Below are 13371 nucleotides of genomic sequence, written 5' to 3' on the forward strand. Positions count from 1 at the left end.
TATTGTTGAACCGCGGGGGCAGAAAGCAACGGGAGTTCTGGGAAGCGGCGTCGGGCGTTCACCCGAACAGAGGGGAGTGCGAACTTCGGCTCACCACTTCCAGTCCAGGCGGTAGATGTTGCCGGTCTTCGGACCGGGGACTTCCCAGTACATCCACGCCCCGGCCCCGCCCTTGAACACCAACTGCGTGCCGTCGTAGGGCACGAGGTCGCCGTTCGCCGGGCCGGTGCGGAGGCCGCCGCCCTTGAATGGGCGGAACTCCGGGAACAGAATCAGCATCGACAAGAGCGTGGACCCGTCGTAGCCGATGGTGCCGAACCACTGTTCCTCCGGCGTCTGGAGCGAGTTCCAGTACGTGGTACGGAACGACAGATCGAACGCGCCGCCGACCGGCACACCGGCCACGTCCACCGAGAGCCGGTGCTCGGTCATCTCGCGGCCGCTCACCACCGGCTTCTTCTGTGACACGAATACGCGGGCTGCGTCGGATCGGGGGACGTCGCACCGCACCGCCAGGTCCGAGCCGCTGGTCCGCGTCAGGAAGTCGATGCGGTCGGCTGCGGCTTGCTTCACCAGTTTCATGGTGCGGGTCATCAGCACGCCGGCCGTGTGCGGGCCGTCCCCCGCCCCGACCGGCTTCCACGCCCGGAGGTCGTAGACGCGGTGGTCCTCGACGATGCGGAAGGCCGAGAGTTCCGGCGAGGCGTTCGACGGCACGCCCTCGACCGGGTGCGGCGACTTCTCGTCGAGGGCCGGCGGGGTCGTGAGGATTGTGGCAACGCGGGCCTGGATCTCCCCCTCGTGCTTCAACAAGGTCGGGTCTGGGGCGTGAACGGGCTTCAGCGGTTCCGGGTCCACCGTCGGCGAATACCAGAGGCGCACGCCGACGGCCGTCAGCACGGCGACCACGCCCGCGGCGATCAGCCACCCGCGGAACGGCACAGCTCGGCGCGGCCGGACGGCCGGTTCACTCCGTTCGTTGGACATCCGCTCGCTCGATTCCGCCGAGAAAAGGTGAGAGGAAATTGTTCAACCGCCTCCGGACACTTCTATCGGAACGATGCCGTCGGGAACAGTGGCGTCGGCCCCGGTCTCGGGGAGTTCGTAAACCAGTCGGTACCCTGGCGAACGACCTCCCACCCGACACGCCCGATCCGATGACGAACTTGACGGCCGACGAAATTACGGCGGGCTACCCCGACCGGCCGGTGCTGGCGGCGGTGACGCTGGCCGTCCGAGCCGGCGAATTCATGGCCCTCATCGGCCCGAACGGGGCGGGCAAAACGACGCTTCTGCGATCGCTCGGCCGGCAACTCCGCCCGGCCCGTGGCACAGTGGCCCTCGACGGCGTCGCCGTCTGGGACCGTAGTCCTGGCTGGACGGCCCAGCGAATCGCGCTGGCATTGCAAGGCGGTGAGCGAGACCGGCCGCTGACCGTGGCGGAAGTCGTGTCGCTCGGCCGCGCGCCGCACCGCGGGTGGGTGCTGCCGTTTCGGGCCGAAGACCGGCACGCGGTCGAAGTGGCGCTGGCCCGCGCCGGGCTGGCTGACTTCGCCGAACGGCGGGTGACGGAACTGTCGGCCGGCGAAGCCCAGCGCGTCGGGTTGGCCCGCGCACTCGCGCAAGAGCCGGCCGTGTTGCTGGTGGACGAACCGACTTCACACCTCGACCTCCGCTTCCAGGGGGAAGTCCTCGACCAACTCCGGCGACTTGCCCGCGACGGCCTGGCCGTGGTCGCCGCACTGCACGATCTGAACCTCGCCGCCCTGTGGGCCGACCGCGTTGTCCTGCTCGCGGCCGGCCGTGTCGTGGCCGTCGGCACGCCGGACGAAGTGTTGAAAGCCGACGCACTGAGCGCCGCGTACGGGACTCAACTCGCGGTGTCACGCCACCCGGAGTTCGGCACGCCGTTGGTGATGCCCGTGCCCCGGAAGTGATACCACCTTTTCCCCTCCGCTTCTTCCATCGGCCTCGGTGGCCAGCCGAAGGGGATGATGAAGTGGAGCAACAGTCGCAGGTGTGCGGCGGTGCCGGCGATGTCGCAGAGGTGCAAGAGTTCGTGCGGGCCGATGACCGTTCGCCCATCCTCCGCACGGAGCAGCGTCGGCCACTTGATCGCCTCGAAGACGGCCCCGCCGATGTAGAAGCCCGTGAGCAGGAAAATCCAGAACAGGCCGCCCCAGCCGAGCAGTTGTACGTACCGTCGCAGCGGGATCAGACTGATAACGCCCAGCCCCACGTACAGGCCGATGAGCAGATCGTGCGGCACCTGCGGCAACAGCCACAAGCACGCGGTTCCCCCGGCGGCGAGCAGGACCATGCCGCCGAGTTGCAGGTTCCGCGACAACGGCGAGAGCAGGTAGACCGCAACCGGCACGTTCGAACCGACGATCAGCCAATAAATCGCCGACTGGTCGAGGAGTTGCCAGACGCGGCGCGTCTCCGGCGACGGGTGTTCGATGCCGTGGAAGAGGCCGCTGAACGTGTACAGCGTGACGGCACTGAGCGAGTACGCCAGGATGCTCAGCCGCCGGGAGAGCGGTTGCCGCCGGGTGATGCGCACGAGGAACAGGCCGACGAACAAACACCAGACGGCCCCGAACAGGTGCGTCGCCGAACTCACGCGGTCATGAAAGTCCATCCGTTCTCCTCATTGACTCCGACGCCCCGACTCGCGAAACTGCCCTTCCCGCCGAATCGCCCGTCCGAGGTACCGCCATGCTCCGCCGATCTTTCTCCCTCGTCACGTTGGCCGTCCTCGGCAGCCTCCTGTTTGCCCAGGCCCCGGCCGAGTGGAATCCGACTCTCACGCTGCGGGGCCACGCCGACCCGGTCTACGCGGTGAGCTTCAGCCCGGACGGGAAGACGATCGCCACCGGCAGTTTCGATAAGACCATCAAATTGTGGGACGCCGCCAACGGCAAGGAACTTCGCACCCTCGCAGGGCCGCAGGGCCACCAGAGTCTCGTCCTGTCCGTCGCATTCTCCCCGAACGGCGACCAGCTCGCGTCCGGCGGGGCCGACAACTTCGCCCGCGTCTGGGACGTGCCGAGCGCGAAGCCGGTGCGAGAGACGGCTCTGACCACGAAGGGCGTGCGAACCGCCGTCTCGCCGGACGGCAAAGTCTACGCGGCCGGCGGCAGCGACGGCAAAATCCGCCTCTGGTCCGCCGACGGCAAGCCCGTCGCCGAGGCCGTTCACGGGGCCGCGGTCATCAGGCTAGCGTTCACGACGAACGGCCAAACGCTCCTCTCGACTGGGGCCGACCGCATCCTTCGCTATTGGAACGCCACCAACGGCCAACTCCTCGCCAGCGTCGGGACCGGCCCGGCGGAACTCGACGGCCTCCTCGCTCACACCGGCGGCAATGTCGTCACCACGTCCACCGACGGTAGCATCCGCGTTTGGCCCCAGCAACCGCCGGTGGCGAAGAAGATCGCCGACCTACCCGCCGCCGCGACCGTGGCGGCCTATTCGAACGACGGCAGCTTTTTCGCCGTGGCGTTCGCCGACAAGTCGGTGAAGGTCGTCAACGTCGGCAACGGTCAGGCCACCGCCATCCCTGCCGCCCCGGCAGCAATCGAAGCCATCGCCTGGAACAGTGACAACGCGACACTCGCCGTGGCCGCGGGTGGGAAAGTGCTGCTCTGGGGGACCGACGGCAAGACCCGCGGCGAACTGACGGCCGACGCCAAGGCCGTGCGGGCCGTCAGCTTCGCGGCGAGCAAGACGGAACTGCTCACAGTCGGCGACGACGGCAAGTTGAAGCTCTGGAAACTGCCCCTCGACCCGAAGAAGCCGGCGGAGTCGAAAGCCGTGGCGGCGGACGCGAAGCTCGCGGCGATGCTGCCGAACGGCCAGGCACTCGTGGTCGGCAAGGCCGTGAAGGCGTGGGACGTGAACGCCGGCAAAGAAGCCCGCACCTTCGGCCCGGCCCCGGACGCTCCGAAAGTCCTCGCCGTCTCGCGCGACGGCGGCCACCTGGCCGTCGCAGGCGGAAAGAGCGTGAAATGCTGGCAGACCGGCGACGGCAAGGAATCGCCCGCCCTGACGCTCCCGGCCGAGGTCACAGCCCTCGCCTTCAGCACCGACAAGAAGCTCTTGCTCGTCGGCACGGCCGACAAAACGGTCACGGTCTACGACACCGCCACCGGGCAACCGCAGCAGTTCCTCCCGTTCACGAGCAACCCGATCGCCGTGGCGTTCCACCCGAGTCAGCCGATCGTCTTCACCGTCGAAGATAAGGCGATCACGCAGCAAACGCCCTCACTCGTGCGGTCGGTGAAGGACGCCGATCTCGTCCGCGGCGGTCTGACGGCGGTTCCGAACGCGAACACGATCCTCACGCTGAGTTCCACCAAGTTCCTCAGCCGCTGGAACCTCGGCAACCTTCAAAAAGAGCAGGGTTTCGAACTCGCCAACCCCGCCACAGCCGTCGCGGTGTCACGGAACGGGCAACTCGTCGCCACCGTCGGGGCCGACTCGACCGTGCAGGTGTACACGCTGAACAACCAGCAACTCGTCGGCTCGTTCAAGGCCGCCGCGAAGGTGAGCGAACTGCTGTTTCACCCGAACGGGCAGTCGCTCGCCGCGATCCTGGCCGACAACTCCGTCGCGGTCTGGAACGTGTTCTCCACGCCGGGCCAACCGCTCCCGCCGGAGTTCGGCTCGCTCGTGCAGAGTTTCGCCCACCACGCGGCCGTCACGTCGCTGGCCTACTTCGGCGACACCGGCCAGCAACTCCTCACCGGCTGCGACGACGGCACCGTGCGCGTCTGGCGCGTCGCGTCCGACCAGCCGGCGAAGTCGCTCCAGCACCCGAACCTCGTCGATAGCGTGGCCTTCGACAAGACCGGCACACTGCTCGCCACCGGCTGCCACGACGGCGTCGTTCGCATCTACGACCTGTCGAAAACCGGATCGCAGCCGAAGGAGATCAAGGCCCACGTCGCGATGCCGCAACCGCACCCGGTATACGTCGTGGCGTGGTCGCCGGACGGTAAGTCGGTCGCGTCCGGCAGCTTCGACAAGTCGATCAAGCTCTGGGACGCGGTGACCGGCAACCTCGTCCGCGAGATCAAGGCCCACCCGGATGACAAAACGGGCCACCAGGATCAGGTCTTCTGTCTCGCCTTCTCGAAGGACGGCAAGCAACTCGCCTCCGGGTCCAGCGACCGCACCGTGAAACTGTGGGACCCGGCCACCGGCAAACTCATCCGCGACTTCCCGAACGCGAACTTGAAGCCGCCCGGCCCGGACCAACCCCAGCCGTCGCACCCCGGCTTCGTCCACGCCGTGCGGTTCACGCCCGACGGGCAATCGCTCGTCTCGGTCGGCACCGCCCCGCGGAACCTCGGCTTCCTCGCCGTGTGGTCCATCGCCGACGGCAAGCTGAAAGCGTCCGCCGACGTGCCGCTCGGCCCGGTCTACGCCCTCGACGTGTCCGCCGACGGCAAGAGCGTGCTCCTCGGCTGCGGCCCCCGGACGCGCACGGCCAGCGACGCCGACGCCTACGTCCTGCCGCTCCCCGGTGGGAAGTAAAGGGGGGTACCGAGATGCCAAACGGTGTCGAACTCCTGGAACGTCTCCACCGGAGAAACTTTCCCTCAACACCCTGGGATGCGGAGGGGATCGACCGACTGATCGAGGATTATGAACTGCGTGACGTCCTTTCGTCGCCCGACCACTGGTTTGTCCGCGTGTTGAACGCCGCTGCCCGCGGCCAGAACCTGACACTCTTCTTTGACGAGGTCGGGTCAGATCTCGCCAGTCTTCTGGTCCATCTGGCCGACGACTACGGGTGGGACGCCGACGACTACGGCGAAGGTGCCGTCGTGCGGTTCCCGAAGAGTCGCATGAGAATCTTCATCAGTCGTGAGGCGAGAGATCCCGTGACGCGAAGGTCCTGCGATTCAGCCGTAGTCACCCACCTCGTCTGAAGGCATTGTCCGAATCGCAACCGCGAGCGGCCCGGCGTGAGCGGGCCGTGTCTGGGCGTGCCGAGACACGGCCCGCTCACGCCGGGCCGCTCGCCTTCTCCTCGCCAGGGGATGCCACCCCTTTCACCGCGTTCTAAACTCATTCCAGACACGGACTGTTCCCCGTCAATCGAGGATCGAAATGCGGACGCTCATTACCGGCGGTGCGGGTTTCGTCGGATCGCACCTGTGCGACCGGTTCCTGAAGGAAGGGCACGAGGTCATCGCCCTCGACAACTTCATCACCGGCAACCGCGACAACATCGCCCACTTGCTCGACAACCCGAAGTTCCGAGTCATCGTTCACGACATCTCGAACCCCATCGAGATTCCCGATCTGCTCGATAACATCCTGCACTTCGCCAGCCCGGCTAGCCCGGTCGACTACCTCGACCACCCCATCCCGACGATGAAGGTGGGGGCACTCGGCTCGCACAACTCGCTCGGCCTCGCCAAGCGGCACAAGGCCCGGTACCTGTTCGCCAGCACCAGCGAAATCTACGGCGACCCGCACGTCCACCCGCAGACGGAAAGCTACTGGGGCAACGTCAACACCATCGGCCCCCGCGGCGTGTACGACGAGGCCAAGCGGTTCGGCGAAGCCATGACGATGGCCTACCACCGCGAGCACAAGGTCGACACGCACATCATCCGCATCTTCAACACCTACGGCGAGCGGATGCAACTCAACGATGGCCGCGTCGTGCCGAACTTCATGTACCAGGCCCTCCGCGGCGAGCCGATGACCCTGTACGGCGACGGCTCGCAGACGCGCAGCTTCTGCCACGTGTCGGACTTGGTCGAGGGCATCTACCGGCTGCTGTTCAAGGACTACCACGAGCCGGTGAACCTGGGGAACCCGAACGAGGTGACGATCAAGCAGTTCGCGGAAGAGATTCGCTCGCTGGCCGGGTCAAAGAGCGAGATCGTGTACAAGCCGCTGCCGCAGGACGACCCGAAGCAGCGGAAGCCGGACATCACGCGCGCGAAGACGATCCTCGGCTGGGAACCCGTCATCGGCCGCGAAGAAGGGCTGAAGCGGACGATGGCGTACTTCCAGGAGCGGATGAAGCGTACCGGGAAGCTGTGACCTACTTCTTGTTCACGAGCGTGATCGAATCGCTTCCGGAAACGCCCTTGTAGAACTCGATGGCGATTTCCGAGCCGTCGTCGAGGACCCAGATCGCCTTCTGATCCGGGTCCTTCCCTTCCCACCGGTCCGGTTCCTGGCCGAAGTAGCGGACCACGTCGGCCAACGGCGTCCGCACCGGCAGCGTTTCCCCCAGGCGGTTGTACTTCTTCTCACCCTCCTCCCGCGTCATCGGCGGCCGCTTGGCCGTGACTGCCGCCGGTCCGGACGTGTCGGCGGCGTTCGCCGGAGTCGAGGAGGTGTTCCGCTTGCACCCCACGGCCAAGGGGGCGAGTAGGGCAAGCAGTGCGACGCAGCACCATTTCTTCATGGGAGAGTATCCTCGTAAGATTTCCGTTCTATCGTAACCGCGGCGGTACCTGTTTCAAACCTTTCCCGGCTTCGGCTTCGACCGCAGTTTTACCACATCGAGCAAAAATTCGGCCGAGTTTGTCCCCCCGGTAGTTTGTGCTACACTTCCCGGCCCCCGCCGTGCGCCCGCTGTTCGGCCTCCGAACGATCCGCCGTGTTTAGGGTTGGAACCCATGCCCGAACGAATTTCCGCCACGATTCACCAGGTCGGTCCTCCCGGAACAACCGACGCGCCGACGGAAGCCGAAACCGTGGTGCAACGGCCCGGCGGAGCCCTCGCCGTTGCGATTCGTGCGGCCGAGTTGACGAACGGCCCGCAGCGGATCGGCGAGTACGAAGCTCAGAAGAAGCTCGGCGAGGGCGGCATGGGCGTCGTCTACCAGGGGTGGGACACGCAACTGCGGCGGAACGTGGCCATCAAGGTGTTGTTGCCACACTACTCGGTCGATCGCTCGGCCCGCGAGCAGTTCTTGCGGGAAGCCCGTGCGGCCGCGTCGGTCGCACACGACAACGTCGTTACCATCTTTCACGTCGGCGACCACCAAGGGGCGGCGTACCTCGTCATGCCGCTGTTGAAGGGGCAGTCGCTCGAAACGTACCTCCGCCGGAAGCGAACGCCGACGGTTACGCAAACGCTTCGAATCGGCCGGGAGATCGCCGCCGGGCTCGCCGCCGCCCACAAGCAGGGTCTCATTCACCGCGACGTAAAGCCGGGCAACGTCTGGCTGGAAGCCCCCCAGGGGCGGGTGAAGATTCTCGACTTCGGCATCGCGAAGTCCGTCTCGTCGTCGAAGGTGACGGCCGTCACCGACGACGGCGTGGTGCTGGGCACACCCGCGTACATGAGCCCCGAACAAGCCCGCGGCCAGAACATTGACCCCCGCAGCGACCTCTTCAGCCTCGGGGCCGTGCTATACCGCATGTGTACGGGCCTACCGCCGTTCGTTCGTGCGACGCCGATGGACACGCTGACGGCCCTCGTGTCCGAGGACGCGACGCCTTTGGCGGAACACAATTCCGCCGTCCCACCGCGGTTGGCGGCACTAGTCCACCGCTTGCTGGCCCGCGAGCCGGCCGGCCGGCCGGCGGCGGCCGATGAGGTCGTGAAGGAATTGCGGTCGATCGAGCGGGAACTGTCGAACGACACGGCCGCGTCCGGCATCATCTCGGCCGGCGCGGCCGTGCGAGTCGCACCGACCGAGTCGGTCATTGGCCTGTCGGGGATTCGGGAGCCGAACGAGTCGGTCATCGGCCTATCGGGAATTCGGGAGTCGAACGGGTTCGGCTTCGAGGTGGTCAACGACCCGCCGCCGGATCAGCCGAGTGAGACGGGGAAAACGACCAATGCGTGGGTGAAAAGTCGGCCAACCGCTGGCCGGAACGCGCTCGCCGTCGGCGTAATCGCGTGCCTCGTCGGCATCGTCGTGGGGGCAGTCGTCATCGGCTTGCTGGTCTACACGGCAGGCGGTTCGACCAAGCCGAAGGAGAAAGCTCCTTCCGCGGTGAATCTGCCTCGGGTTACCCCACCGGCGACAGTTGTACCGGCCGTGAAGCCAACGAAAGAAGAGACGAAGCCCGAGGAAAAACAACCGCCATCGCCCGAGCAACAATCTCGCGAACCGGACGACCGACGGCATCCGCCACCGCCGCACCACCCCCCGCACGGCTTCCCGCCGCCGCACCGTGGTTTCCCGCCACCGCCCCCGCCGCCCCCGCCGTACGAACGGCCGTAAGCGATTTCAGGCGAACAGTTCCTTCACCGGCTTGCCGCGACTGATCGGCAGCGGCCGGTTCTGCGTGTCGCGGATTTCCAGGTCCGGGTCCAGGCCGAGCGCATCGAACATCGTCGCCGCCAAGTCTTCCGGCGTCACCCGGCCGACCGTCGGCTGGGCGGCCAACTTGTCGCTCGCCCCGTGGACGTAACCCTTCCGCGCCCCGCCGCCGACCAGCACTGCGTTGTAGCACGCTGGCCAGTGGTCGCGGCCGCCGTTGCTGCTGATCTTCGGCGTGCGGCCGAACTCGCCGACCCACACCACGAGCGTTGAATCCAATAGGCCGCGTTCTTCCAGGTCGGCGATCAGCGTCGGCAGCGTGAGGTCGGTAATCGGCAGCAGGAAGTTCAGTCGGCCCGGCACGTCTTCGCCGCGGAAGCCGTGATAGTCCCACCCGCCGCTCGGCCCGCCGATGGACTTCGCGAAGTAGACGTTCACGAACTTCGCCCCGGCTTCCACGAGCCGCCGGGCGAGCAGGCACGACTGGCCGTAGGTCGTGCGGCCGTACTTGTCGCGGACGTCCTTCGGCTCCTTCGTCAGGTCAAACGCCGTCTTGAACGCCGGCGAAGTCAGCATCGCCACGGCTTTCTGGTACGACTCGTCCAGCCCCTTCGCGAGCAGCGACTTTTCGAGCAAGTCCGACTGCGAGTCGATCAGGTCCAGCACCGACCGCCGGTCTTCGAGGCGGTCCGGCGTCAGCCCTTCCGGCAGCGTCAGTTCCGGCAGGCGGAAGCGTTCGTTGTTCGGGTCCTCTGTCACCAACAGCGGCGCGTTCGTCTTGCCGAGGAAGCTGGCGTGCTGGCCGGGCGTGACGGAGCCGTCGGAGATGACGTGCGGGAACGACACGAACCCGGCCACGCCCTTCTCGGACGGCAGGAACTTGTTGACGATGCTGCCGAACGCCGGGAACAGTTCGAGCGAGTCTCGCAGCCGTTGGTCGTCCACGGCCGGCGGGATGCCGGTGAGGCTGTAGTACCCGGCCGAGTTGTGGTTCTTCATCGACACGCTGTGCTGCATGTTGCGGACGATGGTCAGCTTGTCGGCAATGGCCGCGAGCTTCGGAAGTTTCTCGCCGAAGATGACGCCGGGGATCTTCGTCTTCGTGGCCCCAAACCATCCGCGGACGTTGTCCGGCGCGTCCGGCTTCGGGTCGAACGTCTCGTGCTGCCCCGGCCCGCCCCACTGGTGGAGGAAGATGATCGACTTCACGCGGGCCTTGCGGTTCGCCTTCTCGGTGGCCGCGAGCAACTGCGGGAACGACAGCCCGAACAGCGACGCCCCGCCGACGCGGATGGCAGACCGGCGGGAAAGTGGTTGATTCATGTGCGATCACCGGGCGAAGGAGTCTCGGCCTGTATCCATTCTTGCCAGGTTTCGATCTCGAGTGCAAGAACCAGTTCCACGATGTCTTGGTCAGACATCCCGCGGGCACGCAACTGGTCGATGACTCCGTGCATGCCGCGAGCGGTCCACCGGAGGCGGTGTCGTCGGAGGGCCTGTGGCGAACACAAGTCCGGACACGCCTTCTGCGCGGAACCAAAGCCACAATGGACCCCAACCGTCCAAACCACCGCGTTCTCCGGTCGCGGTTCCCCGAAGTACATGCCTGGATTTTGACGGGCGTGTTCGAGCATCTTCAACGCGCGATTCGCCGCCGCCCGTTGAATGCGCGTAAGTGGCATCGCTACTTCTTCGCCGGCGCCGGCTTCAGGTACTTCGGCAGCGTCGCCGCGTCGAGGTCCACTTTCGCCCCGGTCGCGGGGATGTCTTGCTTCGCGGACCAGAGGATGCCGTTGACCAGGAAGCGGCGATAGCCTTCCTCCGCGAAGCTCGCGTGCAGGTGGCCGCCGGTGAACGTGAACGTGCGGCCGCCGTTGGGCCGGTCGAACGCCCACGCGATCACGTCCTCCAGGTCGGCTTTCTTCGCCGCCTTCGCCTTCGGGTCCCACGTCCGTAACAGCGGCGTCACGCCCTTCGGGTCCTTCGCGAACCGCAGCGTCCACAGCCAGCCGTCGTTGATTTTGAACGGCTTCACGCCGTTGAAGATGTCGTGCTTCGGGAAGTCCTTGAACTCGGACACCCAGTGTGCCCGTTGCGAGTAGCCCTTCTCCCAGGCGGCCCCGGCGAAGGCCCGCACGCGCTCGCCGAAGTCGGTCGGGTAGTCGGCGTCCTGGTGCAACTGAACGAGGCCAACGCCGCCGTCGAGCAGTTTCTGGATTTGCGCGAAGTGGTCGTCCTTCAAGAACGGGTGTTTGTCGCCACCGTCGGTCAGGAAGACGATGCCCTTCGCCCCGGCGAACGTCTCCGGCTTCTTCGGCCAGTCGATCGCCAGCACCGGGAAGACGCCGGGCGTCTGCCGCAGGAGATCCATTAGCACGGCACAGCCGCCGACGTACTCGTGTTCACCGGGCTTGTAGTAGGTCGAACCGGCGACGAGCACGATCTTGGTCAGCTTCGGGTCGGTCGGCAGTTCTTCGACCGGCGGATCGGCCAGCGAGCGTTTCGCCGCGTCCTGGGCGGCCATCGGAAGCGTCAGTGCGAGAAGGGCGAGAATGGAGAGCCACGATCGCATGGGAGGAGTTCTCAACTGGGGTGGGAAAGACTGTTGAGCATTATCCCCCGGCCGGCCATTAAGTCACGAGAATTCCCCCTGCGGCCGCCGTCACTTTTGGAGGATCAACTTCCCGCGGCGGGTGATGCGCAGTTTGTACCGCTCGCCGTCGTGCTCGATGACGATTTCCCGGCACTCGCCGAACAGTTCCTTGGCCTGAACGACAGGGGCCGCCTCATGATGAGCCGCCTCGGTCGATTTTTTTTCAAGTTTTTCAGGCTCACTCATGGCCGCCCCGCGTTGAGACGAAATGTCGATAAATCAACAACTTCGGTCGATCCCACCGGGAATCAGCACATCGCAACAGCGATTTTCCCAGGCGTGTTATTGACTCTATGACACCCAGACCTAGAGTGAAGGCGTCTTGTTGAGATTTTGTCGCAACAAGACGAGCTTGCTCCGCTCCGCTCGGGATCGCGGTTCTCAACCGCTCACCATCCGTCGCAACGCAGCTCCATCGGTTCCTGTGTTTCCACAGTCCCGGAGGGTTGCCCATGCGCACCAGTTTCCAACGTCGGGCGTTTACGCTCATCGAGTTGTTAGTCGTCATCGCCATCATCGCGATTCTCATCGGCCTCCTGCTGCCGGCCGTGCAAAAGGTCCGCGAGGCCGCCGCCCGACTCAAGTGCACCAACAACCTCAAGCAGATCGGTTTGGCCTGCCACAACTACGAAGGGGTCAACGGCAAGTTCCCCTACGCGGTGATGGACTTCCAACTCCGGGAAACGGGTTCGAGCTACGTCACCGGCTGGATTCTCATCATGCCGTTCCTCGAGCAAGACGGCATTGCCAAGAAGTGGGACCCGAAGCTCCCGCGCAACTCGCAGGTCGATACGGACGGTGACGGGTACACGAACTTCATCCTGCAACAGATGCAGATCCCGAGTTACACCTGCCCATCGATGGCCCCGCCCAGCGCGACTAACGGCGGCTCCCTCGGCACGGCCCCGGAAATCCGCGGCCCGTCCAGCTACGTCTTCTCGGTCGGCACGCCGTCCGCGTATCAAGTGCGGTACGGGTCGTACGCTTCTCTCGCCTGCGACGGCGTCATCCTCCCGATCCGCAACGCCGCCTACTCCGCCACGAACACCACCCAACCGGACCTGGCCGGCAACCAGCAGGTGAAGATCACGAGTGTCACCGACGGCACGTCCAACACGATCATGGTCGGCGAGTGCGACTTCATGCCCGCCGGCGTGCCGTCGACCTACGGCCCGGTGTGGGCGTACGGCTACCTCTACAACTGGACGGGGACGCTGGGCGGGATCAACAAGCGGGACGGCGGCAACGACGCGAACTACTCGTCGTTCCGCAGTTCCCACACGGGCGGGGCCAACTTCGCGATGGCCGACGGCTCGGTTCAGTTCTTCCGGAACACGATTGACCCGACGACCTTCGCCGGTCTCGGCACTCGCGCTAGCGGCGAAGTTGTAACGCTGAACTAATCGAACCGTCCTTCACGAACCACCACGGCGGAAACTCGTCCCGCCGTGGTGCCGCCGGGCGGGG

12 protein-coding genes are annotated in these 13371 nt (G+C 65.9%); 6 read left to right on the top strand and 6 right to left on the bottom strand.

Annotated elements, in window-relative coordinates:
- Positions 1-90: 90 nt before the first annotated feature.
- Positions 91-987 carry a hypothetical protein gene (locus PX52LOC_RS39700; protein WP_149115285.1) on the bottom strand — a complete coding sequence of 299 codons (897 nt, stop codon included), beginning with the start codon at positions 985-987 and terminating at the stop codon, positions 91-93.
- 170 nt (positions 988-1157) lie between these two features.
- Between PX52LOC_RS39700 and PX52LOC_RS39705 the strand changes: the two genes are divergently transcribed.
- Complete coding sequence (locus tag PX52LOC_RS39705) at positions 1158-1937, top strand: ABC transporter ATP-binding protein (RefSeq protein ID WP_149115286.1); 780 nt, start codon at positions 1158-1160, stop codon at positions 1935-1937.
- On the opposite strand, the gene trhA is transcribed toward PX52LOC_RS39705, so the two are convergent.
- Entirely contained in the window at positions 1871-2641 is a 771-nt protein-coding gene (gene trhA, locus PX52LOC_RS39710) for a PAQR family membrane homeostasis protein TrhA (protein WP_149115287.1), read from the bottom strand. The genes PX52LOC_RS39705 and trhA overlap by 67 nt on opposite strands.
- Positions 2642-2718: 77 nt before the next feature.
- On the opposite strand from trhA, the gene PX52LOC_RS39715 reads away from it, so the two are divergent.
- The 3 genes from PX52LOC_RS39715 (at position 2719) to PX52LOC_RS39725 (ending at position 7068) form a co-directional block, all read left to right on the top strand.
- Positions 2719-5541 carry a WD40 repeat domain-containing protein gene (locus tag PX52LOC_RS39715; RefSeq protein WP_149115288.1) on the top strand — a complete coding sequence of 941 codons (2823 nt, stop codon included), beginning with the start codon at positions 2719-2721 and terminating at the stop codon, positions 5539-5541.
- 14 nt (positions 5542-5555) lie between these two features.
- On the top strand, positions 5556-5939 hold the full coding sequence (locus PX52LOC_RS39720) for a hypothetical protein (RefSeq protein ID WP_149115289.1): 384 nt from the start codon (positions 5556-5558) through the stop codon (positions 5937-5939).
- 181 nt (positions 5940-6120) lie between these two features.
- Positions 6121-7068 carry a UDP-glucuronic acid decarboxylase family protein gene (locus PX52LOC_RS39725; protein ID WP_149115290.1) on the top strand — a complete coding sequence of 316 codons (948 nt, stop codon included), beginning with the start codon at positions 6121-6123 and terminating at the stop codon, positions 7066-7068.
- A 1-nt stretch (position 7069) separates the two neighbouring features.
- Here the strand turns inward: PX52LOC_RS39725 and PX52LOC_RS39730 are convergent, their stop codons facing one another.
- Positions 7070-7438 (bottom strand): hypothetical protein, encoded by a 369-nt coding sequence (locus PX52LOC_RS39730; RefSeq protein WP_149115291.1) that lies wholly within the window; start codon positions 7436-7438, stop codon positions 7070-7072.
- Between the two features lie 214 nt (positions 7439-7652).
- Between PX52LOC_RS39730 and PX52LOC_RS39735 the strand changes: the two genes are divergently transcribed.
- Positions 7653-9212 (top strand): serine/threonine-protein kinase, encoded by a 1560-nt coding sequence (locus PX52LOC_RS39735; protein WP_149115292.1) that lies wholly within the window; start codon positions 7653-7655, stop codon positions 9210-9212.
- Positions 9213-9218: 6 nt separating this feature from the next.
- Here PX52LOC_RS39735 and PX52LOC_RS39740 read toward each other — a convergent pair whose 3' ends face one another.
- From PX52LOC_RS39740 to hemP, 3 genes are all read right to left on the bottom strand, one after another.
- Positions 9219-10574 carry a DUF1501 domain-containing protein gene (locus PX52LOC_RS39740; protein ID WP_149115293.1) on the bottom strand — a complete coding sequence of 452 codons (1356 nt, stop codon included), beginning with the start codon at positions 10572-10574 and terminating at the stop codon, positions 9219-9221.
- A 361-nt stretch (positions 10575-10935) separates the two neighbouring features.
- Entirely contained in the window at positions 10936-11823 is an 888-nt protein-coding gene (locus PX52LOC_RS39745) for a ThuA domain-containing protein (RefSeq protein WP_149115294.1), read from the bottom strand.
- Positions 11824-11913: 90 nt separating this feature from the next.
- Positions 11914-12090, bottom strand: a complete 177-nt coding sequence (gene hemP / locus PX52LOC_RS39750) for a hemin uptake protein HemP (RefSeq protein ID WP_149115295.1) — start codon at positions 12088-12090, stop codon at positions 11914-11916.
- A gap of 266 nt (positions 12091-12356) precedes the next feature.
- Between hemP and PX52LOC_RS39755 the strand changes: the two genes are divergently transcribed.
- Complete coding sequence (locus PX52LOC_RS39755; RefSeq protein WP_149115296.1) at positions 12357-13307, top strand: DUF1559 domain-containing protein; 951 nt, start codon at positions 12357-12359, stop codon at positions 13305-13307.
- The last annotated feature ends 64 nt before the right edge of the window (positions 13308-13371 follow it).

Source organism: Limnoglobus roseus (genome assembly GCF_008254045.1).
GTDB lineage: Bacteria > Planctomycetota > Planctomycetia > Gemmatales > Gemmataceae > Limnoglobus > Limnoglobus roseus.

Coding starts and splice junctions, on each gene's coding strand:
- PX52LOC_RS39740 (WP_149115293.1), bottom strand. CDS start 10,574: ATGAATCAACCACTTTCCCGCCGGTCTGCCATCCGCGTCGGCGGGGCG.
- PX52LOC_RS39705 (WP_149115286.1), top strand. CDS start 1,158: ATGACGAACTTGACGGCCGACGAAATTACGGCGGGCTACCCCGACCGG.
- trhA (WP_149115287.1), bottom strand. CDS start 2,641: ATGGACTTTCATGACCGCGTGAGTTCGGCGACGCACCTGTTCGGGGCC.
- PX52LOC_RS39730 (WP_149115291.1), bottom strand. CDS start 7,438: ATGAAGAAATGGTGCTGCGTCGCACTGCTTGCCCTACTCGCCCCCTTG.
- PX52LOC_RS39755 (WP_149115296.1), top strand. CDS start 12,357: ATGCGCACCAGTTTCCAACGTCGGGCGTTTACGCTCATCGAGTTGTTA.
- PX52LOC_RS39720 (WP_149115289.1), top strand. CDS start 5,556: ATGCCAAACGGTGTCGAACTCCTGGAACGTCTCCACCGGAGAAACTTT.
- PX52LOC_RS39725 (WP_149115290.1), top strand. CDS start 6,121: ATGCGGACGCTCATTACCGGCGGTGCGGGTTTCGTCGGATCGCACCTG.
- PX52LOC_RS39745 (WP_149115294.1), bottom strand. CDS start 11,823: ATGCGATCGTGGCTCTCCATTCTCGCCCTTCTCGCACTGACGCTTCCG.
- PX52LOC_RS39700 (WP_149115285.1), bottom strand. CDS start 987: ATGTCCAACGAACGGAGTGAACCGGCCGTCCGGCCGCGCCGAGCTGTG.
- hemP (WP_149115295.1), bottom strand. CDS start 12,090: ATGAGTGAGCCTGAAAAACTTGAAAAAAAATCGACCGAGGCGGCTCAT.
- PX52LOC_RS39715 (WP_149115288.1), top strand. CDS start 2,719: ATGCTCCGCCGATCTTTCTCCCTCGTCACGTTGGCCGTCCTCGGCAGC.
- PX52LOC_RS39735 (WP_149115292.1), top strand. CDS start 7,653: ATGCCCGAACGAATTTCCGCCACGATTCACCAGGTCGGTCCTCCCGGA.